The organism is Streptomyces sp. NBC_01476, assembly GCF_036227265.1.
GTDB lineage: Bacteria > Actinomycetota > Actinomycetes > Streptomycetales > Streptomycetaceae > Actinacidiphila.
This window is the reverse complement of record NZ_CP109446.1, coordinates 4,008,567-4,026,568: the sequence shown is the minus strand read 5'-3', so window position 1 is coordinate 4,026,568 and position 18,002 is coordinate 4,008,567. Positions and strand designations below refer to the sequence as shown.

At 73.0% G+C, this 18,002-nt stretch carries 15 protein-coding genes and 1 tRNA gene; 5 read left to right on the top strand and 11 right to left on the bottom strand.

The window, feature by feature from the left end:
* Positions 1-459 precede the first annotated feature (459 nt).
* The 6 genes from efeB to OG552_RS17545 form a co-directional block, all read right to left on the bottom strand.
* The gene (efeB, locus tag OG552_RS17570; protein ID WP_329133999.1) at positions 460-1,755 is read right to left on the bottom strand and encodes an iron uptake transporter deferrochelatase/peroxidase subunit; all 1,296 of its coding nucleotides are present in this window, start codon (positions 1,753-1,755) and stop codon (positions 460-462) included.
* Positions 1,752-4,004: a copper resistance CopC/CopD family protein gene (locus OG552_RS17565; RefSeq protein ID WP_329133997.1), complete on the bottom strand. Its 2,253-nt coding sequence runs from the start codon at positions 4,002-4,004 to the stop codon at positions 1,752-1,754. The genes efeB and OG552_RS17565 overlap by 4 nt, the downstream gene beginning before the upstream one ends.
* 7 nt (positions 4,005-4,011) lie before the next feature.
* Positions 4,012-4,503 (bottom strand): copper chaperone PCu(A)C, encoded by a 492-nt coding sequence (locus tag OG552_RS17560; RefSeq protein WP_329133996.1) that lies wholly within the window; start codon positions 4,501-4,503, stop codon positions 4,012-4,014.
* A complete protein-coding gene (locus OG552_RS17555) occupies positions 4,500-5,174 on the bottom strand; it encodes an SCO family protein (protein ID WP_329133994.1) in 675 nt (224 codons plus the stop codon). Before OG552_RS17555 ends, OG552_RS17560 begins: the two co-directional genes overlap by 4 nt.
* 254 nt (positions 5,175-5,428) lie before the next feature.
* Entirely contained in the window at positions 5,429-6,184 is a 756-nt protein-coding gene (locus OG552_RS17550) for a YcnI family copper-binding membrane protein (protein ID WP_329133993.1), read from the bottom strand.
* A gap of 177 nt (positions 6,185-6,361) precedes the next feature.
* Entirely contained in the window at positions 6,362-7,222 is an 861-nt protein-coding gene (locus tag OG552_RS17545; protein ID WP_329133991.1) for a hypothetical protein, read from the bottom strand.
* A gap of 217 nt (positions 7,223-7,439) precedes the next feature.
* Between OG552_RS17545 and OG552_RS17540 the strand changes: the two genes are divergently transcribed.
* Entirely contained in the window at positions 7,440-7,889 is a 450-nt protein-coding gene (locus OG552_RS17540; RefSeq protein WP_329133989.1) for an ATP-binding protein, read from the top strand.
* A 1-nt stretch (position 7,890) separates the two neighbouring features.
* On the opposite strand, the gene OG552_RS17535 is transcribed toward OG552_RS17540, so the two are convergent.
* Positions 7,891-9,348 (bottom strand): aminopeptidase P family protein, encoded by a 1,458-nt coding sequence (locus OG552_RS17535; RefSeq protein ID WP_443070953.1) that lies wholly within the window; start codon positions 9,346-9,348, stop codon positions 7,891-7,893.
* Positions 9,349-9,484: 136 nt separating this feature from the next.
* Positions 9,485-10,921, bottom strand: coding sequence for a PP2C family protein-serine/threonine phosphatase (locus OG552_RS17530; protein WP_329133984.1), 1,437 nt, complete (start codon positions 10,919-10,921; stop codon positions 9,485-9,487).
* Positions 10,922-11,520: 599 nt separating this feature from the next.
* On the opposite strand from OG552_RS17530, the gene OG552_RS17525 reads away from it, so the two are divergent.
* Together OG552_RS17525 and OG552_RS17520 are read left to right on the top strand one after the other, a co-directional pair.
* Positions 11,521-12,222, top strand: coding sequence for a bifunctional DNA primase/polymerase (locus OG552_RS17525; protein WP_329133982.1), 702 nt, complete (start codon positions 11,521-11,523; stop codon positions 12,220-12,222).
* A 144-nt stretch (positions 12,223-12,366) separates the two neighbouring features.
* Positions 12,367-12,603, top strand: coding sequence for a hypothetical protein (locus tag OG552_RS17520; protein WP_329133980.1), 237 nt, complete (start codon positions 12,367-12,369; stop codon positions 12,601-12,603).
* A 272-nt stretch (positions 12,604-12,875) separates the two neighbouring features.
* On the opposite strand, the gene OG552_RS17515 is transcribed toward OG552_RS17520, so the two are convergent.
* From OG552_RS17515 to OG552_RS17505, 3 genes are all read right to left on the bottom strand, one after another.
* On the bottom strand, positions 12,876-13,847 hold the full coding sequence (locus tag OG552_RS17515; RefSeq protein WP_329133978.1) for a DUF5926 family protein: 972 nt from the start codon (positions 13,845-13,847) through the stop codon (positions 12,876-12,878).
* Positions 13,848-13,938: 91 nt separating this feature from the next.
* A complete protein-coding gene (locus OG552_RS17510) occupies positions 13,939-14,628 on the bottom strand; it encodes an ATP-binding protein (RefSeq protein ID WP_443071170.1) in 690 nt (229 codons plus the stop codon).
* A 319-nt stretch (positions 14,629-14,947) separates the two neighbouring features.
* On the bottom strand, positions 14,948-15,793 hold the full coding sequence (locus OG552_RS17505; RefSeq protein WP_329133974.1) for a glycerophosphodiester phosphodiesterase family protein: 846 nt from the start codon (positions 15,791-15,793) through the stop codon (positions 14,948-14,950).
* Positions 15,794-15,987: 194 nt separating this feature from the next.
* Here OG552_RS17505 and OG552_RS17500 point away from each other — a divergent pair, with 194 nt between their 5' ends.
* Together OG552_RS17500 and OG552_RS17495 are read left to right on the top strand one after the other, a co-directional pair.
* Positions 15,988-17,790 (top strand): trypsin-like peptidase domain-containing protein, encoded by a 1,803-nt coding sequence (locus OG552_RS17500; RefSeq protein WP_329133972.1) that lies wholly within the window; start codon positions 15,988-15,990, stop codon positions 17,788-17,790.
* A gap of 54 nt (positions 17,791-17,844) precedes the next feature.
* A tRNA-Ser gene (locus OG552_RS17495) sits at positions 17,845-17,931 on the top strand.
* The last annotated feature ends 71 nt before the right edge of the window (positions 17,932-18,002 follow it).

The following is an 18,002-nucleotide window of genomic DNA, read 5'->3' as shown; positions in this document are numbered from 1 at the left end:
GAGCGATTTCCGCACCTTGTCCACAGGGTGTGGGGAAGATCTGTGGAGAAGTGCGAAGATCATTTGCGGGGGCGGATGTTCGGCTATGGATTCCCCTTTGAAACCCGCTCCACACTCTCTTTGGAGTGAGAAGTGTTCCCCCGGAAGGATTCACCGGGTGAATTGGGCTGACGTGTCACGACCCGAACCCCTCTGACCATGCCCAGAGTATCTGTACCCATTTGTCGACTTGGTCGGGTTGCTCTGTCGACTTGTCCCCAAGTTACCCACAGGCCGGCGGGAGAGCCTGTGGATAACTCGGTGGATAACTCAGCCACGGCCGTCCAACGTGCGGTTCGGCCAGTCCGCGGCCCCGGTGAACTCGGCGTCCGCGGTCAATGGCGCAGGGACCTGCGCGGCCTGATGACGTGTTCCACGTGGAACACCGGGCCCACCCGCCCCCAACCGGAAGCGCCGGCATCAGCCCTCCAGCAGTCGCTGCCCCACGTACTCGCCGGGCCCCGCGCCGCCCGGCACCGCGAAGAGCCCACTCGCCTCGTGCCGCAGGAAACGGGACAACCCGTCGGCGCCGTCGAGCTTGCGCTGCACCGGGACGAAGCCGCGCATCGGGTCCGCCTGCCAGGCCACGAAGAGCAGCCCGGCGTCCGGAGCGCCGTCGCTCCCGATGCCGTCGTGGTACGAGAAACCACGCCGCAGCATGGCCGCACCGCTGTTGGAGGCCGCGGCGGCCACCCGGATGTGCGCGTCGCCGGCGATGGCGAGCGAGCCGCCGATGAACTTCTCCAGGTCCACCGGGGTCGTCTCGGTCCCCCCGGACAGCGGCGCGCCATCGGACTTCCGGCGCCCGATCACCTTCTCCTGCCGCGCCACCGACAGATGGTCCCAGGAGTCCAGCAGCATCCGGATCCGCCGGACCACCGCGTACGAACCGTCCGCCATCCAGGCGGGGGAGGAACCGGCGGCGCCGCCGGCCGGGACGAAGACCTTGCGGTCGAAGTCGGGCTCGGCCGGCTTCGGGTTGTTGGTGCCGTCGATCTGGCCCATCAGATTGCGTACCGTCCGCGGCCGGGCGGTGGCCCCCGGGGTGCGGTTGAAGCCGTTCATCTGCCAGCGCACCGCGGCGCTGCCGGCCGCCGCCCGCTGCAGCACCCGCAGCGCGTGAAAGGCGACCAGCGCGTCATCGGCGCCGATCTGCACCCACAGATCGCCGTCACTGCGCTTCGGGTCGAGTACGTCGGCCGGGAAGTGCGGCAGCGGCGCGAGGGCCGGCGGCAGGTGCGCGGTCAGACCGGTCCGGCCGAAGAAGCTGCGTCCGAAGCCGAAGGTGACGGTCAGCGAGGAGGGCCCGGCGTCGTCGGCCACCTGGTCGTCGTACGCCGCAGGGGTGGCCGGCCGGTCCGCCCGCGTCATCTCCCGTACCGCGTCCGACCAGCGCCGCAGCAGTCCCGCCGCGGCCTTGCGGTCCGCGCCGGGCGCCAGGTCGAAGGCGACCAGGTGGGCCCGGGCTTGCGCGGGCTGCACGATCCCCGCCTGCCGGGCGCCTTCGAACGGTATGTGCCCGGCGCCCACACTGCTCAGCGCGGTCGGCTCGGAGCGCGCCGCGACAGCGGCCGCGGTCCCGGCGCCGCCGCCGGCCACCAGCCCGGCGACCCCGGCGGCGCCCACCGAACCGAGCAGCCGCCGCCGGCTCACCGCCGCGTCCGGTGCCCCGCTCCTGTCCGCCGTCGCTTCCTTCTTCTCGTTCGCCGTTGTCATGAGCTGACCTGCACGTTCCTGAGCTGGGTGACTTCGTCGATGGCGGAGGTGCGGACGGTGACCGACACCTGCCAGGCGCCCGGCAGCGGAAGCTGGACGCCGGCCGCGGTCCACTGCCCGGTGCCGAGGTGTTTCAGCGGCACCTGGATCGGGCCGAGATGCTGGGCGGGCAGCGTGAACGCCAGCCGGACCTCCGGCACGTCGACCGGGGCCTTGGCCGGGTCGGTGAGCCGCAGCGTGACCGTGTTGGCGGTGGCGGCCCGGGCCGGCGTCAGCGTGACCGCCGCCGTGCCCTTGCCCCGGGGACCGCCGGTGTCGTACGGGATGTCCAGCGCGATCCGGCCGGACGTCCCGGTGGTGGAGGAGGAGGCGGCCGGGGCGTCCGTGAGGCTCTTCTGCTCCTCCGCGGCGCGTCCCGGCTGGGAACCGGTCAGCAGGGTGGTCACGGTCAGCAGCGCCGCCGCCACCACCACTTCGGCCAGCACCGAGCGGCGCAGGCCGCTGCGTGCCGGGTCGGCGTCGCGCACCTTGCGGGCCTTGGCCGTGTCCCGGGCCATCTGCTGGCGGCGCAGCTGCGCGGCGCGTTCCCCCCCACCGGACCCGGACTCGGACCCGGACCCTGAACCCGACCGGGAGCCGGACCCGGACCCGGACCCCGAGCCGGACCCTGACTCGTCCCCGCCACTGCCGGCCGTCGCGGAGCCGCCCGCGCCCGTACCGCCCGTGCCCGGTGCGCCAGAGTCCGCGCTGCCCGCGCTGCCAGCGTTCCCCGCGCCCCCGTCACCCGCGAGCGCCTCGGCCTTCCCCGCCGCCGCCTTGGCCGGCACCGACTTCGTCCCGGCGACCTTCGTACCGGCCGTACCGGCGACCTTCGCAGTGCCCGCCTTCCCACCGGTGGCCTTCACCGTCGCCCTCACCGCGACCGTCGCCGCCGGACCCGTGGCCCCCGCCTCCCCGATCGCCTGCGTCCAGCGCCGGGAGAACCACGCCACCCCCACCAGCACGCACACCAGCCCGACCTTGATCAGCAGCAGCCGTCCGTACGACGTGTCGGTCCACGCCTTCCAGGTGCCGATCTGCCGCCACGCCTGGTAGATGCCGCTGGCGATCAGCGCGGTCACCGCGCCCAGCGCGAGCGTGGAGTAGCGGCGTACCGCGGCCCGTTCGATCAGGTTCGCGGTCGAGGGCGACCACAGCGCGGTCAGCAGCGTGACGAGCCCGCCGAGCCAGACCGCCATCGACAGCAGGTGCACCACGTCGACCGGCATCGCCACCTTGGGCTGGATGCCGACCGAGGCGTGCTCGGCCATCGCCCAGGTCGCCGCGATGCCGACCGCGACCACGCCGCCGCCGATGCCCAGACCCCAGGCCAGATCGGCGCGTTCCGCCGGGTCCTCACGTTTGGCGTAGCTGCCGAAGAGCACCGCGAGGAAGACCGCCGCCGCGGCGAGCAGCAGCAGCCGGGAGATCAGCGCGGCGCCCGGTCTGGTCTCCAGCTGAGCCCGCATCACCTCGATGTCGAGCGCCTGGCCGAGGCCCTTCCCGTTGACGTAGGGGCCGCGGACCATGATCAGCCCTATGGTCGCCACCACCATCGCCACCCAGCCGAGGGAGGCGATCCGCTGCAGGGGCCGCAGCAGGGCGCCCTTCGGCCAGCACACCGACAGGAACACCGAGCCGCCGACCAGCAGTGCGAAGCCGGCGTAGGCGAGATAGCGGCCGATCCCGTAGAGCGTCTTCGCCGCCCCGCCACCGGCCGCCGCCGCACCCGACAGGTCCACGGTGGTCTTCGACGGGGCGCCGATGGAGAAGGTGAAGGCGCCCGCGACCGGGTGGCTGTCCTGCGAGATGGCCCGCCACGCCACGGTGTAGGTGCCGCCGGTGAGGCCCGGCTTCAGGGCGACCGTGGAGGTGGAGCCGGAGTTCTTGCCGGCCGCGTGGCCCGGGGTGCCCACCGCCACATTCGTGCCGCGCGGATCAAGTACCCGCAGGCTGTCGGCGGAGAGCAGCACCCCTTCGGAGAAGGTGAGCACCACCCGTTCCGGTGCCGTCCGCACCACCGTGTTCTCGCCGGGATCGGTACTGATCAGCGCCGCGTGCGCGGAGGCCGGGGCGGCGGTGCCCAGCAGCAGGCCGAGCAGCGCGCCCAGGCCCACCGCGAGCGCGGCGAGTCTGCGCAGCACCGGGCGGCGGCCGGACCGGCGCGCGGGTCGCGGGGGTGCCGGGTTCACGTACGGCCGTGGATTCATGGCCCGCTCAGCCCTCCGGGTGGTACGTCGTGGGTCGCACCGGCACGGTGACGGTCAGCGTGGCGGGCGTGGCATGGGTGAAGTGCAGGGTGAGCGTCACCTTGGCACCGACCGGCGGCTTGCGGGTGAGGTTCTCCAGCATCAGGTGGTTGTCACCGACACCGAGCGTGAGCCGCCCGCCGGCCGGCACGGTCAGCTCCGGGACCTGGTACATCGTGGTGCCCTTGGTGCTGTGCAGGGTGACGTGCGCGGCCAGCGGCGAACTCACCGAGGTGAGCTCGGCGGGCGTACCGCCGGAGTTGGTCACCGTGAAGTACGCGGCGGCCAGGTCGGTGAGCAGCGGCTGGGGTAGGTAACCGCCACTGACCGAGAGCTTCGCGGGCGTGCCGGCCTGCGCGCTCGCGCCGGACCCGCCGGAGAGCAGCACCGCGGCGGTCGCCGCCACCGCGACCGCGGCCGTGCCGCCGAGCGCGCCGGCCAGTGCGCGCCGCCTGCTCACGGTGCCTCGCTCTTGATGATCTTCGGCAGATCGTGCTGGAACTGCTCGGCGGTGGTGCCCGACATGTAGAGCACGTGACCCTTGTTGTCCTTGGGCCAGAAGGCCAGCACCTCGGCGCCGTGCGTGACGGTGATGCTGCCGTCCTTCTCCTTCACCGGCGGGTCGATGCCGACGCCGACCGACCGCGCGGCGGCCTGGATGGCGGGGAACTTGCCGGTCAGGCCGATGAAGCTCTTGTCCATCGCGCCCAGCCACTCATTGAGCCGGGCCGGGGTGTCGCGCTCCGGGTCGGAGCTGACGAACACCACGTCCAGCTTCGCCTGGTCGGTCTTGGAGAGCCGGGACTTGGCCAGCGCGATGTCGCTCATGGTGGTGGGGCAGACGTCGGGGCAGTGCGTGTAGCCGAAGAAGAGCAGCATCGGGTGCCCTGCGGTCTGCTTCACCAGGTCGAACGGCTTGCCGTGGTTGTCGGTGAGGGTGAGCGCCGGCTTGGCGAACGGCGTGTCCAGCAGGGTGCCGGGGCCCTGACTGCCGGAGACGGCCGCCACGTTCCCCGCGTCGGCCGAGACGCCGGACGAATCACCCGAACTGCTGCCGCAGCCGGTCAGCAGCAGGGCGGAGGCGGCGGCCAGCGCGACGGCGGCGCTGCCGAGCTTGACGGTGGTGCGCATGAAGGCGGTTCCTTTGTGCGAGAGGTACGGGGTTGGTGACGTGCGGGGGATCCGGTGGGCCCGGGGATCGGCCGCCTGGGATCGGTCGGGCCCTGCGGTCCCGCGGGCCCCGAGGCCGGGCAGGGCCCGCCCCGAGATCCGGCGGGCCCGGGAGGTGCCGCTCCCGGGGTCCGGCGGGCCGGGTGGCCGCCCGGAAAGGCGCGGCCACCCGGCCCTGACAACGGGTCAGCAGGACCGGGGCCAGGACCCCCGGCTCAGGCGGCCGGTCCCGAGGTCCCGGCGTCCCCCGGGCTGCTGCGGCGCCGTCCGGCGAAGACGCCGAAGCCGACGCCGATCGCCCCGACGACGATCCCGACGATGCCGAGTGCCCTGGCCGTGCCGTCACTGCTGTTCCCGGCGGCCCTGGCGACCACCGGCTTCCCGGTGTCGGCGGCCGGCGCCGCAGCGGCCGTCCCGGCGCCCGCCGCCGGAGTCGCCGCGGTCAGCTGCAGGGTCGGCGCCGGGTTCTGCGGCTCCGGCTGGCCCGGCTGCGGGACCTCGATCCAGCGCACGATGTCACCGTTGTCGTAGGTCTGGAGCGCCTTGAAGGACAGCGAGTCGGCGTCCGACGGCAGCGGCCCGAGGGAGACCGGGAACTGCTGGAACTGTCCCGGTGCGATCTTCCCGCCGCTCCAGGTGATCTTGGAGACGGCCTGGTCCACCGTGCCGTCGTCGGTCTTCATCGGGGTGGCCAGCTTGGTCGTGGTCACCTGGGCGGTCCAGCCGGGCACCGGCTGGATGGAGACCGACGCGATCGGGTGATCGGTCGGCAGATTCACCTCGACCTTGACGGTCGAGGCGCTGTCCTCCTCGTTCGGGACCTTGAAGGCCACCGTGCTGTACGCGCCCTTCTGGGCGGTGGCCGGGGTCACGGTGACATGCGCGAAGGCCGGCACGGCGGCCAGCAGGACGGCGGAGCCGGCGAGTGCGGTGACGGTCGCGGCACGGCCGCGCATACGAGAGCTGCTCATGGCAGGTGCATCTCCACGGTGAAGTGGTGCTGACGGTGACGTGGAACCCCGCTCACCGCACCGGGCGGCAGCGGGACTTCGGGCCGCCGTTCACCCGTACGGGGATACGGCGGCCGGCGGCCACGTACGCGCACCCCCGCGAGTGAAGACAGAGAAACAGCGGAAGGGGAGGGCGCGTCAGGCCGCGAGCACGACCGCCGGCGGACCGCGCCTGGCCACGCAGTGCCGCAGCCAGACCGTGCGGTGCCGGGCGCCGGCCTCCCAGGCCGCGCGCCGGGTCCGCCGCCGGGCGTACGGCACACCGGCCGCGAGCGCCGACAGCAGGGCGTACGCCCTGCGCAGGGCGGCCGGTGACAGCGCGGACAACGTCGCGGCGCCCCGGACCGACAGCCGGATCAGCTGCCACAGCGCGGCCTCGCCGCGGCGCAGCAGCCAGCCCGCGACCACCGCGGCCAGCAAGTGGCCGAGGAGCATCGGCAGCGAGCACATCGATGACATCGACGCCATCGAGGCGGCCGTTGTGAAGGGGCCGGCGCCCGGTATCCCGGAGGCGCCGGCCAGGTGGGCCGCCTGGGCCCCCGTCATGTCCATCCCGGGCATGTGCAGGTGCGCGCCCACGGTCGCCGGGTCGAGCCCGGCGTCCAAAACCACTTGGCGGGCACTCGAAGGGGTGAGCCGCAGCCCCGCGTTGTCACACACCAGCCGGGCCGCGACCGCCATCAGGCCGCGGTCGGAGGAGCCGGGGCCGGTGGCCATCGCCGACGCGGCGCCCGCGCACATCTGGCCGGCGCTGAAGACGGTGTGCAGGACGATCTGCCCGGCCGCGAGCAGTGCGGCGATTCCCGGCAGCGAGCGTTCCCGGCCGGCCAGTGGTGCCACGACCGCGAAGACCGCGAGCCACCCCAGCACCAGCGACCACCCGGGCACCGTACGGCCCGAGGCGATCGAGTGGCCCGCGGCGGCCAGCACGACGCAGACCGCGGTGAAGACCGCGGCCCGCAGCAGTCGCATGCCGGCGCCGGCGCGCACGGAAGGCACGGGAGTGACCATGACGGCGGCCATCTTCTCACCGTGCGTTCCGGCGGGAAACACCGGGTGCCCGGCTCGCGGTGGTGTGCGCCTGTCGTCCCTTTACACCGGTACGCCGGGCCGCGGCATCCGCCGAATGAGCGGTTTGACGTCAACACCACGCTTACCGATGCCTCTTCGCGGCAATACGTAACCGTATGTCGAGCCGCAGCCAGGAGGCTGGAGCATGAGCATCTGGTGGTCCCTCCATTTGCGGCCCGAGGCTGCGAGCGTTCCGCTGGCCAGGAAGCTGCTGCTCGGGACGATGGAGACCGCCGGGGTCGACCCCGACATCTCCTTCGACCTCTCGGTGGCCCTCTCCGAGGCGTGTGCGAACGCCGTGGAACACGCCGGAGCCGCCACGGGGTACAGCGTCACCGCCCAGATCGAGGGTGACCGCTGCCGGATCGAAGTAGCCGACTCCGGGCCGGGTTTCTCCCGCGACCGCGTCCGCCATCCGGCCCGGCCGGCCCTGCGGGGCCAGTACGCCGAACACGGACGCGGACTCTGCCTGATCGAAGCACTCGTGGACCATGTGCAGTTCCACGACCGGCCGGGACACGGCACGGTCGTGGCGTTCGACAAGGTCCTCAAATGGCGTACGGATCGCGCGGACGCGCTGCTGCGGGCGTCGTGACTCAGCCGCGCAGGGCGGCCATCCAGGACTCGACCTCGTCGGCCTGCCGGGGCAGCCCCGCCGAGAGGTTGCGGGCGCCGTCCTGCGTGACGAGGAGGTCGTCCTCGATCCGCACCCCGATGCCCCGGTACTCCGCCGGCACCGTCAGGTCGTCCGGCTGGAAGTACAGACCGGGCTCGACGGTGAGCACCATGCCCGGCTCCAGCGTGCAGTCCACATACGACTCGGTCCGCGCCTGTGCGCAGTCGTGCACGTCCAGGCCGAGCATGTGCCCGGTGCCGTGCAGCGTCCACCGCCGCTGGAGGGCGAGTTCGAGCACCCGCTCGACGGGCCCGTCCAGCAGCCCCCACTCCACCAGCCGCTCGGCGAGCACCCGCTGGGCCGCCTCGTGGAAGTCGCGGTAGGCGGCACCCGGCTTGACCGCCTTGATGCCGGCCTCCTGGGCGTCGTACACCGCGTCGTACACCTGGCGCTGCAGCGCCGAGAAGCGGCCGTTGATTGGCAGCGTACGGGTGACGTCGGCGGTGTAAAGGGAGGTGGTCTCCACGCCGGCGTCCAGCAGCAGCAGTTCGCCGGAGCGGACCGGGCCGTCGTTGCGGACCCAGTGCAGGGTGGTGGCGTGCGGTCCGGCCGCGCAGATGGAGCCGTAGCCGATGTCGTTGCCCTCGACCCGGGCCCGCAGGAAGAAGGTGCCCTCGATGTACCGCTCCGAGGTGGCCTCGGCCCGGTCGAGCACCTTGACGACGTCCTCGAAACCGCGGGCCGTCGAGTCGCACGCCTTCTGCAGCTCGCCGACCTCGTACGCGTCCTTGATCAGCCGCAGTTCGGACAGGAAGGTCTTCAGCTCGGCGTCCCGCTCGGCGGTCACCTTGTCGGCCAGGGCCGCCTCGACGCCCGCGTCGAGGCCGCGGACCACCCGGACCGGTCCTGTCGCCTCACGCAGCGCGCCGGTGAGCTTGCGGACGTCCGCGCACGGGATGCCCAGCAGCTGCTCGCCCTCGGCGAGGCTGTTGCGCCGGCCGACCCACAGCTCGCCCTGGCCGTCCAGCCAGAACTCGCCGTTCTCCCGGTCGGAACGCGGCAGCAGGTACGCGGTCGCGGCGTGCCCGCCCGCCGCCAGCGGCTCCAGGACCAGCACCGCGTCCTGCGTCTGGTCACCGGTGAGGTGGACGTACTCGGTGGCGGCCCGGAAGGGGTAGTCCGTGTCGTTGGAGCGGGTCCGCAGCCGGCCGGCCGGGACCACGATCCGCTCGCCGGGGAAGCGCGCGGACAGGGCGGCGCGGCGGGTGGCGGCGTACGGAGCCTGCTCGATCGGGTCGAGGCCGCGGCGCTCGGTGTCCGCCCATCCGGTCTTCATGACGGCCGCCAGCTCGTCGGATACAGCCGGGTACAGCCCGTTCTTGCGCTGCTTGATGGGCTTGTCCTTCGCCGCGTCCGGCTTCTCCTTGGCCTCCGCCACGTCCTGCCTCCTCATATGCCGCGATGAAACCTTTCGGCCCATCGTATGCGGGGCGGCCCGGGAGCAGGGCGGGCCGTCGGCGCCGGTCCGGTGTCGGCCCCGTCACAGCGGCCACGGGCGCCGGGCGGCGGGGGCGTCACTCGAAGCGCACCACCAGCAGCACCAGATCCTCGGCCCCTTCGGTCCGGTCGAGACCGTCCGGGAGCACCGCGTTCAGGACGTGGTCGGCGAGCCGTTCGGGGTCGTCGCGGACCGCGCCGGAGGCGCTCTGCGCCGCCGCGTGCACCTTGGCGAAGGCCCGGTCGGTGGACTCGCCGGTACGGTGCATCAGGCCGTCGGTGAAGAGCAGCAGGTTCTCGCCGGGCCGGACGAGCAGTTCCACGCTGGGCGCCTCCCAGCAGCTGAGCATGTTCAGGGGCGCCGAGAGCGAGGTCTCCACGTACTCGCACCGCCGCTCCCCGACCACCAGCGGCGGGCAGTGCCCGGCGCCGGCCAGCGTCACCTTGCGGCCACCGGCCACCGGAGTGGTGACATAGCCGAAGAGCGCGGTCGCCGAACGGGCCGGCTCGGTCAGCCGCATCAGCAGTTCCAGGTCGGAGAGGACAGCGACCGGGTCCTCACCCTCCATCACCGCGTACGCCCGCAGCGACGCGCGCAGCCGGCCCATCGCGGCGACCGCGCCGGGACCCGCGCCGGTCACCCCGCCGACGGCCAGGCCCAGCGCGCCTTCGGGCAGCGGCAGCGCGTCGTACCAGTCGCCGCCGCCGCGCGGCCCCGTGCGGTGGCGCACCGCCATCCGTACGCCGGGCGCCCGGGGGAGCCGGGCGGGCAGCAGTTCCGCGGTGAGTGACGCGGTCTCGCCCTGGGCGCGGTGCAGGTCGAGGGCGCGGGCGATGTGCTCGGTGGCGTACCGGAGATAGAGGCCGGCCAGGCGGCGCCGGCGCTCGGTGGGTTCGGCGGGTTCGTCGTAGAACCAGACGGCGGTGCCGAGCCGGCCGCCCCCGGCGGTGAGGCCGAGGGCGTAACTGGCGCCGAGGCCGAGCTGGGCCGCGACGTCCCGGTGGCGTGGGGTGAGGGAGGGGTCGCGCCGGAGGTCGGCGAGGAGGGTCTCCTCGGCGAGGTCCGCCGGAGGGCCGGTGTGCGAGACGGTCTCCAGGGTGCCGAGGTCCCCGTGGCCGAAGCCCAGCCCCACGGTGAGATCGGGCCCCGAGCCGTCGGCCGGCTCCAGCGCGATCAGTCCGCGGGCGGCGCCGACCAGTGTGGCACCGGCCGTCAGCACCTCACGGAGCGTGGCGTCCAGCGTGCGCGTACCGGCCAGCCGCTCGGTCAGTTCGTGCAGCAGGGAGAGGTCGCAGACCCAGGCGGCGAGCCGGTCCTGGACGGCGAGGGAGTGGTCGGCGCTGCCGCGCGGCGGAAGTACCGCCGGGGCCGGGCCGGTGGGAACGGAGCCGGTGGGCGCCGCGGGAACGGTGGCGGCCGGGGCCGCCGAGGAGACCGGAGCGGCGGCATTCTGCGCTGCTCCGGAAGCAGGTGGCTCGGTTCCAGCCACTTTTCTCACGTGGGCGGGGCTCATGGCCGAAGACTTGTGGTCGGCGGCCTGCGGGCGGGGCAATCAGTGCGTTTCCTCCGCAATGCGCGGAGCGTCTGCATGAATAGCATCGCAAACCCCCATGTTGTGCTGCGCCGCTATCAAGGAACCCACTTCTACACGCACGGTTGTGGGCATGTCCAGGATTGTCCTGGTACAAGGAAAGGTGTCGGACTCGGGCACCGGCCTTGCGGAGGCCGGGGCGCGGGCCGTAGGTTGGCCACCACGTTGGCCGGAAATGACCACCCCCGCTTCATGCGCGCTGTCGACTGATGCCAGCCAACAGCGCGTCATATCGCGGGTGATGGGTAGGAACCCGAAGTCCGGCTCAAGCGTCGTAGTACGTGAACAGTTGACGGCCGACCCGACCCCGAGTGGCGAAGGGGTTGCTGCGCCCGATGCAAGGACCACGAACGGTGGTCCGCTCGGGGCACCGAGAGCAAGAAGCGCCAAGCGCACGCCACCCTCGGCCACGTTCCACGCTCGGCTGGCGGCGTGATGCGCTGCCTCGTATGCGGTGTGCTCGACAGTTACGTTGTGTAATGGGCAGATCCATGGGCGTTAACGGAAAGGAACGAGCGCTGATGCGCGAGATCCTCGGAAGGCGACGCAAGCTCTCACTCCAGCGAAAGGGGCGGACCGCGTTGCTCGACGCGGCGCTCACCTACGCCACGCAGTGGAAATGGCGCGTGGTGCCTGGTGTCGGTCACGACGGACGCGGCGGCCGGCGCGCCGCGGGCGGGCAGCCGTGCGGCTGTCTCCGCCCCAACTGCCCGGTGCCCGGCGCCCACCCGGTGAACCCCGGACTGCTCGCCGCGACGCACGACCCGCGGATGGTCCGCTGGTGGTGGACCAGCCGCCCGGACGCCCCTGTCGTGCTGGCCACCGGCGACCAGGTCTCCGCGGCGAGCCTGCCCGCGGCGGCCGGTGAACTGGCCCTGTCGGCCATCGAGAAGCTCGGCTTCCGGGCCGGCCCGGTGGTCGCCACCCCCACCCGCTATGTCTTCCTGGTGGCTCCCTACTCGCTCGCCGAACTCGGCGAACTCCTGGACAGCCAGGACTGGGTGCCGACCTCGTTGCGCTACCACGGCGACGGCGGGTACGTACCGCTGCCGGCGGCAGTGGGTACGGCCGCTGCGACGGCGGCCGGCCGGCCGCGCTGGGTGCGCGAACCGGTGACCGGTCCTGACGAGGCGGCGCCCTGGCTGCCGCGGATCGAGACGCTGGTGGAGGCGCTGGTACGGGCCGGGCGGACGGCGCCGGACGGGGACCGGCTGACGTACTGACGTCCGGATGGTGTGCGGTTGTGGCGTTCTGATGTCGTGTTTTTCCCGGGGGCGGACCGGTCGGGTTACCGGAACGCCCCCTTTTGCAAGGATATGTTCGATCTCACGTCGCCCTTCGGGCAATCGTCGAACAGAGGTGGGCATGTGAAGTCGCAGCAGCCGTCGGACGATCAGGCACGGGTGCGCGCGGAAGGGCTGCGCCGGGTCGCGGTCGCCAGCGTCGCGGCGCTCGCGGTCGTCCTCGTGCTGGCGCTGGCCACTTCGGAACACGGTGACGGGCGCGATGCCGGACACCGGGGGAACGCGGGGCACAGCGTCCTGCACGACCAGGCCGGCCGCGGCGGGGTGGCGGACGCCGGCGGGGTGGCCGGCAGCGACTGAGCCGGGGCGTCCTGGCGGGGGCCGAACGGGGCCCCGGGCCGCCGGTCCTGAGCGTGCCCGCGGGCAGCGAAAGGCCCGGCCGCTGGCGACGGGGGATGCACCAGCGACCGGGCTGTTTAAACGGTAACAAGACTTCGTCCGATCGCAAATTCCCCAACCCCTGGGCCGCCTGGTTCCCTTGGGGTTTCTGGGTGGCTGTGACCGGTATCACGCGAGGCCGGTGACCGACCGCTCATTCGGTACCCCCGGACGGGGGTACGGCCCGATCCCGCTCAGCTCAGCGTGATCTGCCGGTTGGTGAAACCGCTGCGTGCCTTCCGCTCGTCCGCGGTCAGCGGCCCGGTGCGGGCCAGCGTCTCGGTGAGCCGCTCGCCGAAGGCGGCGGCCGGCTTCTCCACCTCGTCCGCGGTCATCCCGGCCGGCAGGTCCCACACCGGCACCACCAGACCGTGCGCGCGGAACGAGCCGACCAGCCGCGTACCCTCCCCGAGCGAGGACGCGCCCGCGGTGTGCAGCCGGGCCAGCGCGTCCAGCAGTGCCTCCTCCGGGTGCGGCATCACCCAGCGCAGGTGGTTCTTCTCCGGCGTCTCGCACCAGTAGGCCGCGTCCACCCCGGTCAGCCGTACGGTCGGGATCGCCGCCTGGTTCGCCTGCTCCAGGGACGCGGCCACCTCGCCGGTCGCCGCCTCGGCGTCCTCCAGCCAGAACGCGAAGCCGGTGTGCACCTCCGGCACGAAGGGCGCGGTCAGGTCGAGCAGGTCCTGCAGCCGCGGACCGTCCGGGTCGGGCCGGCGGCCCTCGACCGGGTTGCCGGGCTCCGCGGTCAGCGCGCGGGTGAGGGTGTCGGCCAGGTCACGGCTCACATCGCCGGAGGCCGCGTCGTTCTGCAGACCCAGCAGGACCGCGCCGGTGTCGCGGCGCAGCCCCGGCCACGCCATCGGGAGCACCGTGCCGAGCGTCACCGACGGCACCCCTTCGGGCAGCGGGTCCCTCAAGGTGAGCGGTACGGTCGCGGCCGGCACGAGTTCGCGCAGGGCCACCCAGTCGCACTCGCCGGGCAGTCCCTCGAACGGGCGGCGGACCAGCTCGGTGACGGCGTGCGCCGCCGCCCGGCCGTGGCACGCCTTGTACCGGCGGCCGGAGCCGCACGGGCAGGGCTCGCGTGCCCCGACAACCGGCACGGCTGCGTCCGATGCGGCCCTGGGGCTCGTGCTCTTGGTGGCGGTCGCGCGCTTCTTGGCCATGGCTCGGTCTCTCCCGTTCCGGCGGTGTTCCGGCCGCGAGCCTAGCGGCAGCAGGACACCGGGTCGGACCACGCGCGGCGGGGCGGACCGGTCAGGCGAGGTCGTCCAGCGACTCCGCCAGGTCCAGCGGAAGCTCCAGCGGTACGCCGATGGGCAGACCGATGCCGGTCCCCTTCACGTCGTCCCGCCGGGCGTGGCGGCCCCGCACCGGCAGCAGCGCCCACACCGTCACCTCACCGGGTGCGTCCCGCACGCCCCAGCGCTGCGTGAGGCTGCCGACGATGCCGAGCCCGCGACCGCCGTGCGCGGTCAGCGAAGGGCTGGCCGGCCGCGGCCTGGTGGGCCCGCCGCCGTCGGTGACCTCCAGGAGCAGCAGCCCGTCCTCGCCGATCGACCACGCGGCCCGTATGCCCGCCCGGTCGGCGCACTCGTCCGGCCGCAAAGGATCGGCGGGCGCCTGGGCGCCCGCCGGACCGGCTTTTCCGTCACCACGGCTGCCCCGGCCGCTTCTGCCGTCCTCCCCGCGGAAGTCGCGGCCCGAGCGGCCCCGGGGATGCCGCGGCTCCCCGTAGGAGACGTCGTCGCCGGAGCCCAGCGGGCGCGCGTGCCGGCAGGAGTTGCTCAGCAGCTCGGAAAGGATCAGGACGGCGTCGTCGATCACCGGTTCCGGTACGTCCTGCGCGTACAGATCCGTTCTCAGTCTTCTGCGTGCATCAGCGACGCCCGTCGGACCATGGGGCAGGGCCATGGTCGTGGACGTCGGCACCTCTTGCGCCACCATCAACGACACCCCCGGAGACCTCCTTCACCCCACGCCACAAGGTCAATGCCCTCTGCGATGCGGCCGGAAACAGGCCAACCGCGTCTATTGACGCACTCCGTACGCGCGATTGCGAAGCGGGCATGCCGTGAGCACGATCCGGCTCCCGGAGACGGGGTGCCGGCTGCCGGTGTGCGCCGGAGTGCGCCGGGGGGACGGGGTGGGGTCCCCGGCGGTGCGGGCATGAGCCGGCTGGCGGGGGCGTGGGTGTCCCGGCGGGGACGCGGGGGCGCTGGCGTCCCGGCGGCGGGCCGGCCCGCGGGGTCGCGTACCGCCGGTCTCAGCGGCCCAGCTGGTCCAGCACCTGCCGGGGCCGGTTGGTGATGATCGCGTCCACCCCGAGCCGCAGGCACAGCTCGACGTCGCCGGGGTCGTCCACCGTCCACACGTGCACCTGGTGCCCGGCGCGGTGCAGACGCGCCACGTACCCCGGGTTGGCCCGCAGGATCCGGATGCCGGGCCCGGCGATCCGTACCCCGGCCGGCAGCCGGCCGTCGCGGTGGCGCGGGGACACGTACTGCATCAGGTAGACGGTCGGCAGCTCCGGCGCGCCCAGCCGGATCCGGCGCAGGGAGCGCGAGGAGAAGCTCATCACCCGGACCCGGGAGTCCTCGCCGGCTGGCGGGCGGTCCAGGCCGAAGCGGCGCAGCAGCTCCAGCAGCCGTTCCTCGACCTGGCCGGCCCAGCGGGTGGGGTGCTTGGTCTCGATCGCCAGCTCGACCCGGCGGTCGGTCTCGACGAGGAGTTCCAGCAGGCGGTGGAGGGTGAGGACCCGGTTGCGTTCCTCGTCGGAGCCGCCGTTCCGGTCCAGCTCGGGGGCCTCCCGGTCGCTGTGCTGGCCCTTCCACGAACCGAAGTCCAGCGCGGCCAGGTCGGCGAGTTCGAGCGAGGAGACGGCGCCGCGGCCGTTGGACGTACGGTTCACCCGCCAGTCGTGCACGCACACCAGCTCGCCGTCCGCGGTCAGCCGTACATCGCACTCCAGCGCGTCAGCGCCGTACTCGATGGCTTTCCGGTAGGCGGCGAGCGTATGTTCTGGTACGTCTTCGGAGGCGCCCCGGTGGGCGACGACCTGCACCGGTCGTCGCGTCGGGTACGCGTCGGGGACGGCGCTCGCGAACGTCACCGGGCCATGGTGCCACCGCGGACCCGCTGGACGCGTGAAGCGCTGCGCCCGGCGGTACGGGACGCGATCCGTGGAAGACGAACGGTCGCGTCCGCGTTGTCGGCGTCGCACAGCTACCGCTTACGGCGGTCCGACACGCCGTGGGAAATGCTGTGCCCAGTCAAATGCTTGTCCTGACCCTGAGGAGAATCGCTGTGAGCACCGAGAACGAAGCCGGGTCGTCGCTGCCGGCTGCGGAGTCGGCGGCGGGCGCACACGAAGGTGCCGCGCGCGACGGTGCCCCGGCCGCCCCCGTGCCCTCCGCTCCCCCGGTTCCGCCGGCCGCGCCCGACGCGCCGCCCGCGGACGCCGTCTCTTCGGGTCCCTCCACCGCGTCGTCCGAGGCCCCGCGGACCGAGGTGCTGCCGGCGCAGGAGCCGCCGGCCGGCGCCGGGTACGTGACGACCTCTCCCGCACCGGTCCAGGCGCCGCCGCCGGTCGGCCCGCCGTCTCCGTACGGGGCGCCGCCGAGCGCGCTGGCGTCGGGCGGGACCTCGCCGTACGAGCCGCCGCGGCCTGCGTCGTCGCCGTACGAGGCGCCGAAGCCGGCGCCTTCCGCGTACGAGGCGCCCTCCTCCGCGTCGCCCTCCGCGCCCTATGACGCGCCGTCCTCCGCGTCCTATGACGCGCCGTCGCCTTATGAGGCGCCGCGGTCGGCGTACGGGTCGGAGGCGGTAAGCCAGGGACCGTCGGAGCAGAGTGGCCCGGCGGACCCCTTCGCGGTGCCGGTGGTGCCGGCGTATGCGGCCCCGCACGCCCAGCCCGGTGGTGAGGGTTTCGGTGGTGGTTTGGGTGGGTCGGGGTGGGGGGCGCAGTTCCCGCCGGCGCCGCCGGAGGGCGGGCGCAGGCGGCGTGGGACGGGTGTGCTGATCGCGGCGGTGGTGGTGGCGGCGCTGGTGGCGGGCGGGGTCGGCGGGGCGATCGGGTACAACGCCGCGAAGGACAACGACACCGGCGGGTCGACGACCGTGTCCGCACCGAAGGACGCCGCGGCCCTGAACCGGGCACCCACCTCGGTGGCCGGCATCGCCAGCACCGCCCTGCCCAGCGTCGTGACGATCAAGGCCAGCGGCAGCCAGGAGTCCGGCACCGGCACCGGCTTCGTCTACGACACCCAGGGCCACATCCTCACCAACAACCACGTGGTCGCCCCCGCCGCCGACGGCGGCAAACTCACCGTGACCTTCTCCAACGGCAACACCTACGACGCCCAGGTCATCGGCCGCGCCCAGGGCTACGACGTCGCCGTCGTCAAACTGAAGAACCCCCACGGCGTGAAACTCACCCCCCTGCCGCTGGGCAACTCCGACAACGCCGCGGTCGGCGACGCCACCATCGCCATCGGCGCCCCCTTCGGCCTGTCCGGGACCGTCACCACCGGCATCGTCAGCGCCGTCCACCGCCCGGTCGCCTCCAGCGACGGCCAGGGCAGCACCTCCTCCTACATGAGCGCCATCCAGACCGACGCCTCCATCAACCCCGGCAACTCCGGCGGCCCCCTCCTCAACGCCAACGGCGCCGTCATCGGCATCAACTCCGCCATCCAGCCCGGCGGCGCCAGCGAACCCGGCGCCCAGGGCGGCAGCGTCGGCCTCGGCTTCGCCATCCCCATCAACCAGGCCAAACGCGTCGCCAACCAGCTCATCAAAACCGGCCGGCCGGTCTACCCCGTCATCGGCGTCAGCCTCGACACCCAGTACGAAGGCGACGGCGCGAAAATCGCCGACGACACCGCCACCGGCGTCACCCCCGGCGGCCCCGGCGCCCAGGCCGGCCTCAAACCCAACGACATCATCACCACGTTCGACAACACCCTCATCGACAGCGGCCAGACCCTCATCGGCGAAATCTGGCAGCACCAGCCCGGCGACAAGGTCAACCTCACCTACACCCGCAACGGCACCACCCACACCACCACCGTCACCCTCGGCAGCCGCACCGGCGACACCGACAACTAACCCGTTAAGCTACCCCCGCGCGGCTTCCCCCTCGGGGGACCCAAGCCCGCGCGGGGAGGCTTGCCCGAGCGGCCTAAGGGAACGGTCTTGAAAACCGTCGTGGCAGCGATGTCACCGTGGGTTCAAATCCCACAGCCTCCGCCGAGGTAGATGTAGTAGCAGGTCAGTGGGGGTGCCCCGAAAATCGGGGCACCCCCACTGACGTATGCCTG

Bases quoted from the DNA above. Each gene is read 5' to 3' on its own strand.
- OG552_RS17565 (WP_329133997.1), bottom strand. From the start codon at position 4,004: ATGAATCCACGGCCGTACGTGAACCCGGCACCCCCGCGACCCGCGCGC.
- OG552_RS17540 (WP_329133989.1), top strand. From the start codon at position 7,440: ATGAGCATCTGGTGGTCCCTCCATTTGCGGCCCGAGGCTGCGAGCGTT.
- efeB (WP_329133999.1), bottom strand. From the start codon at position 1,755: ATGACAACGGCGAACGAGAAGAAGGAAGCGACGGCGGACAGGAGCGGG.
- OG552_RS17510 (WP_443071170.1), bottom strand. From the start codon at position 14,628: ATGGTGGCGCAAGAGGTGCCGACGTCCACGACCATGGCCCTGCCCCAT.
- OG552_RS17550 (WP_329133993.1), bottom strand. From the start codon at position 6,184: ATGAGCAGCTCTCGTATGCGCGGCCGTGCCGCGACCGTCACCGCACTC.
- OG552_RS17515 (WP_329133978.1), bottom strand. From the start codon at position 13,847: ATGGCCAAGAAGCGCGCGACCGCCACCAAGAGCACGAGCCCCAGGGCC.
- OG552_RS17525 (WP_329133982.1), top strand. From the start codon at position 11,521: ATGCGCGAGATCCTCGGAAGGCGACGCAAGCTCTCACTCCAGCGAAAG.
- OG552_RS17555 (WP_329133994.1), bottom strand. From the start codon at position 5,174: ATGCGCACCACCGTCAAGCTCGGCAGCGCCGCCGTCGCGCTGGCCGCC.
- OG552_RS17530 (WP_329133984.1), bottom strand. From the start codon at position 10,921: ATGAGCCCCGCCCACGTGAGAAAAGTGGCTGGAACCGAGCCACCTGCT.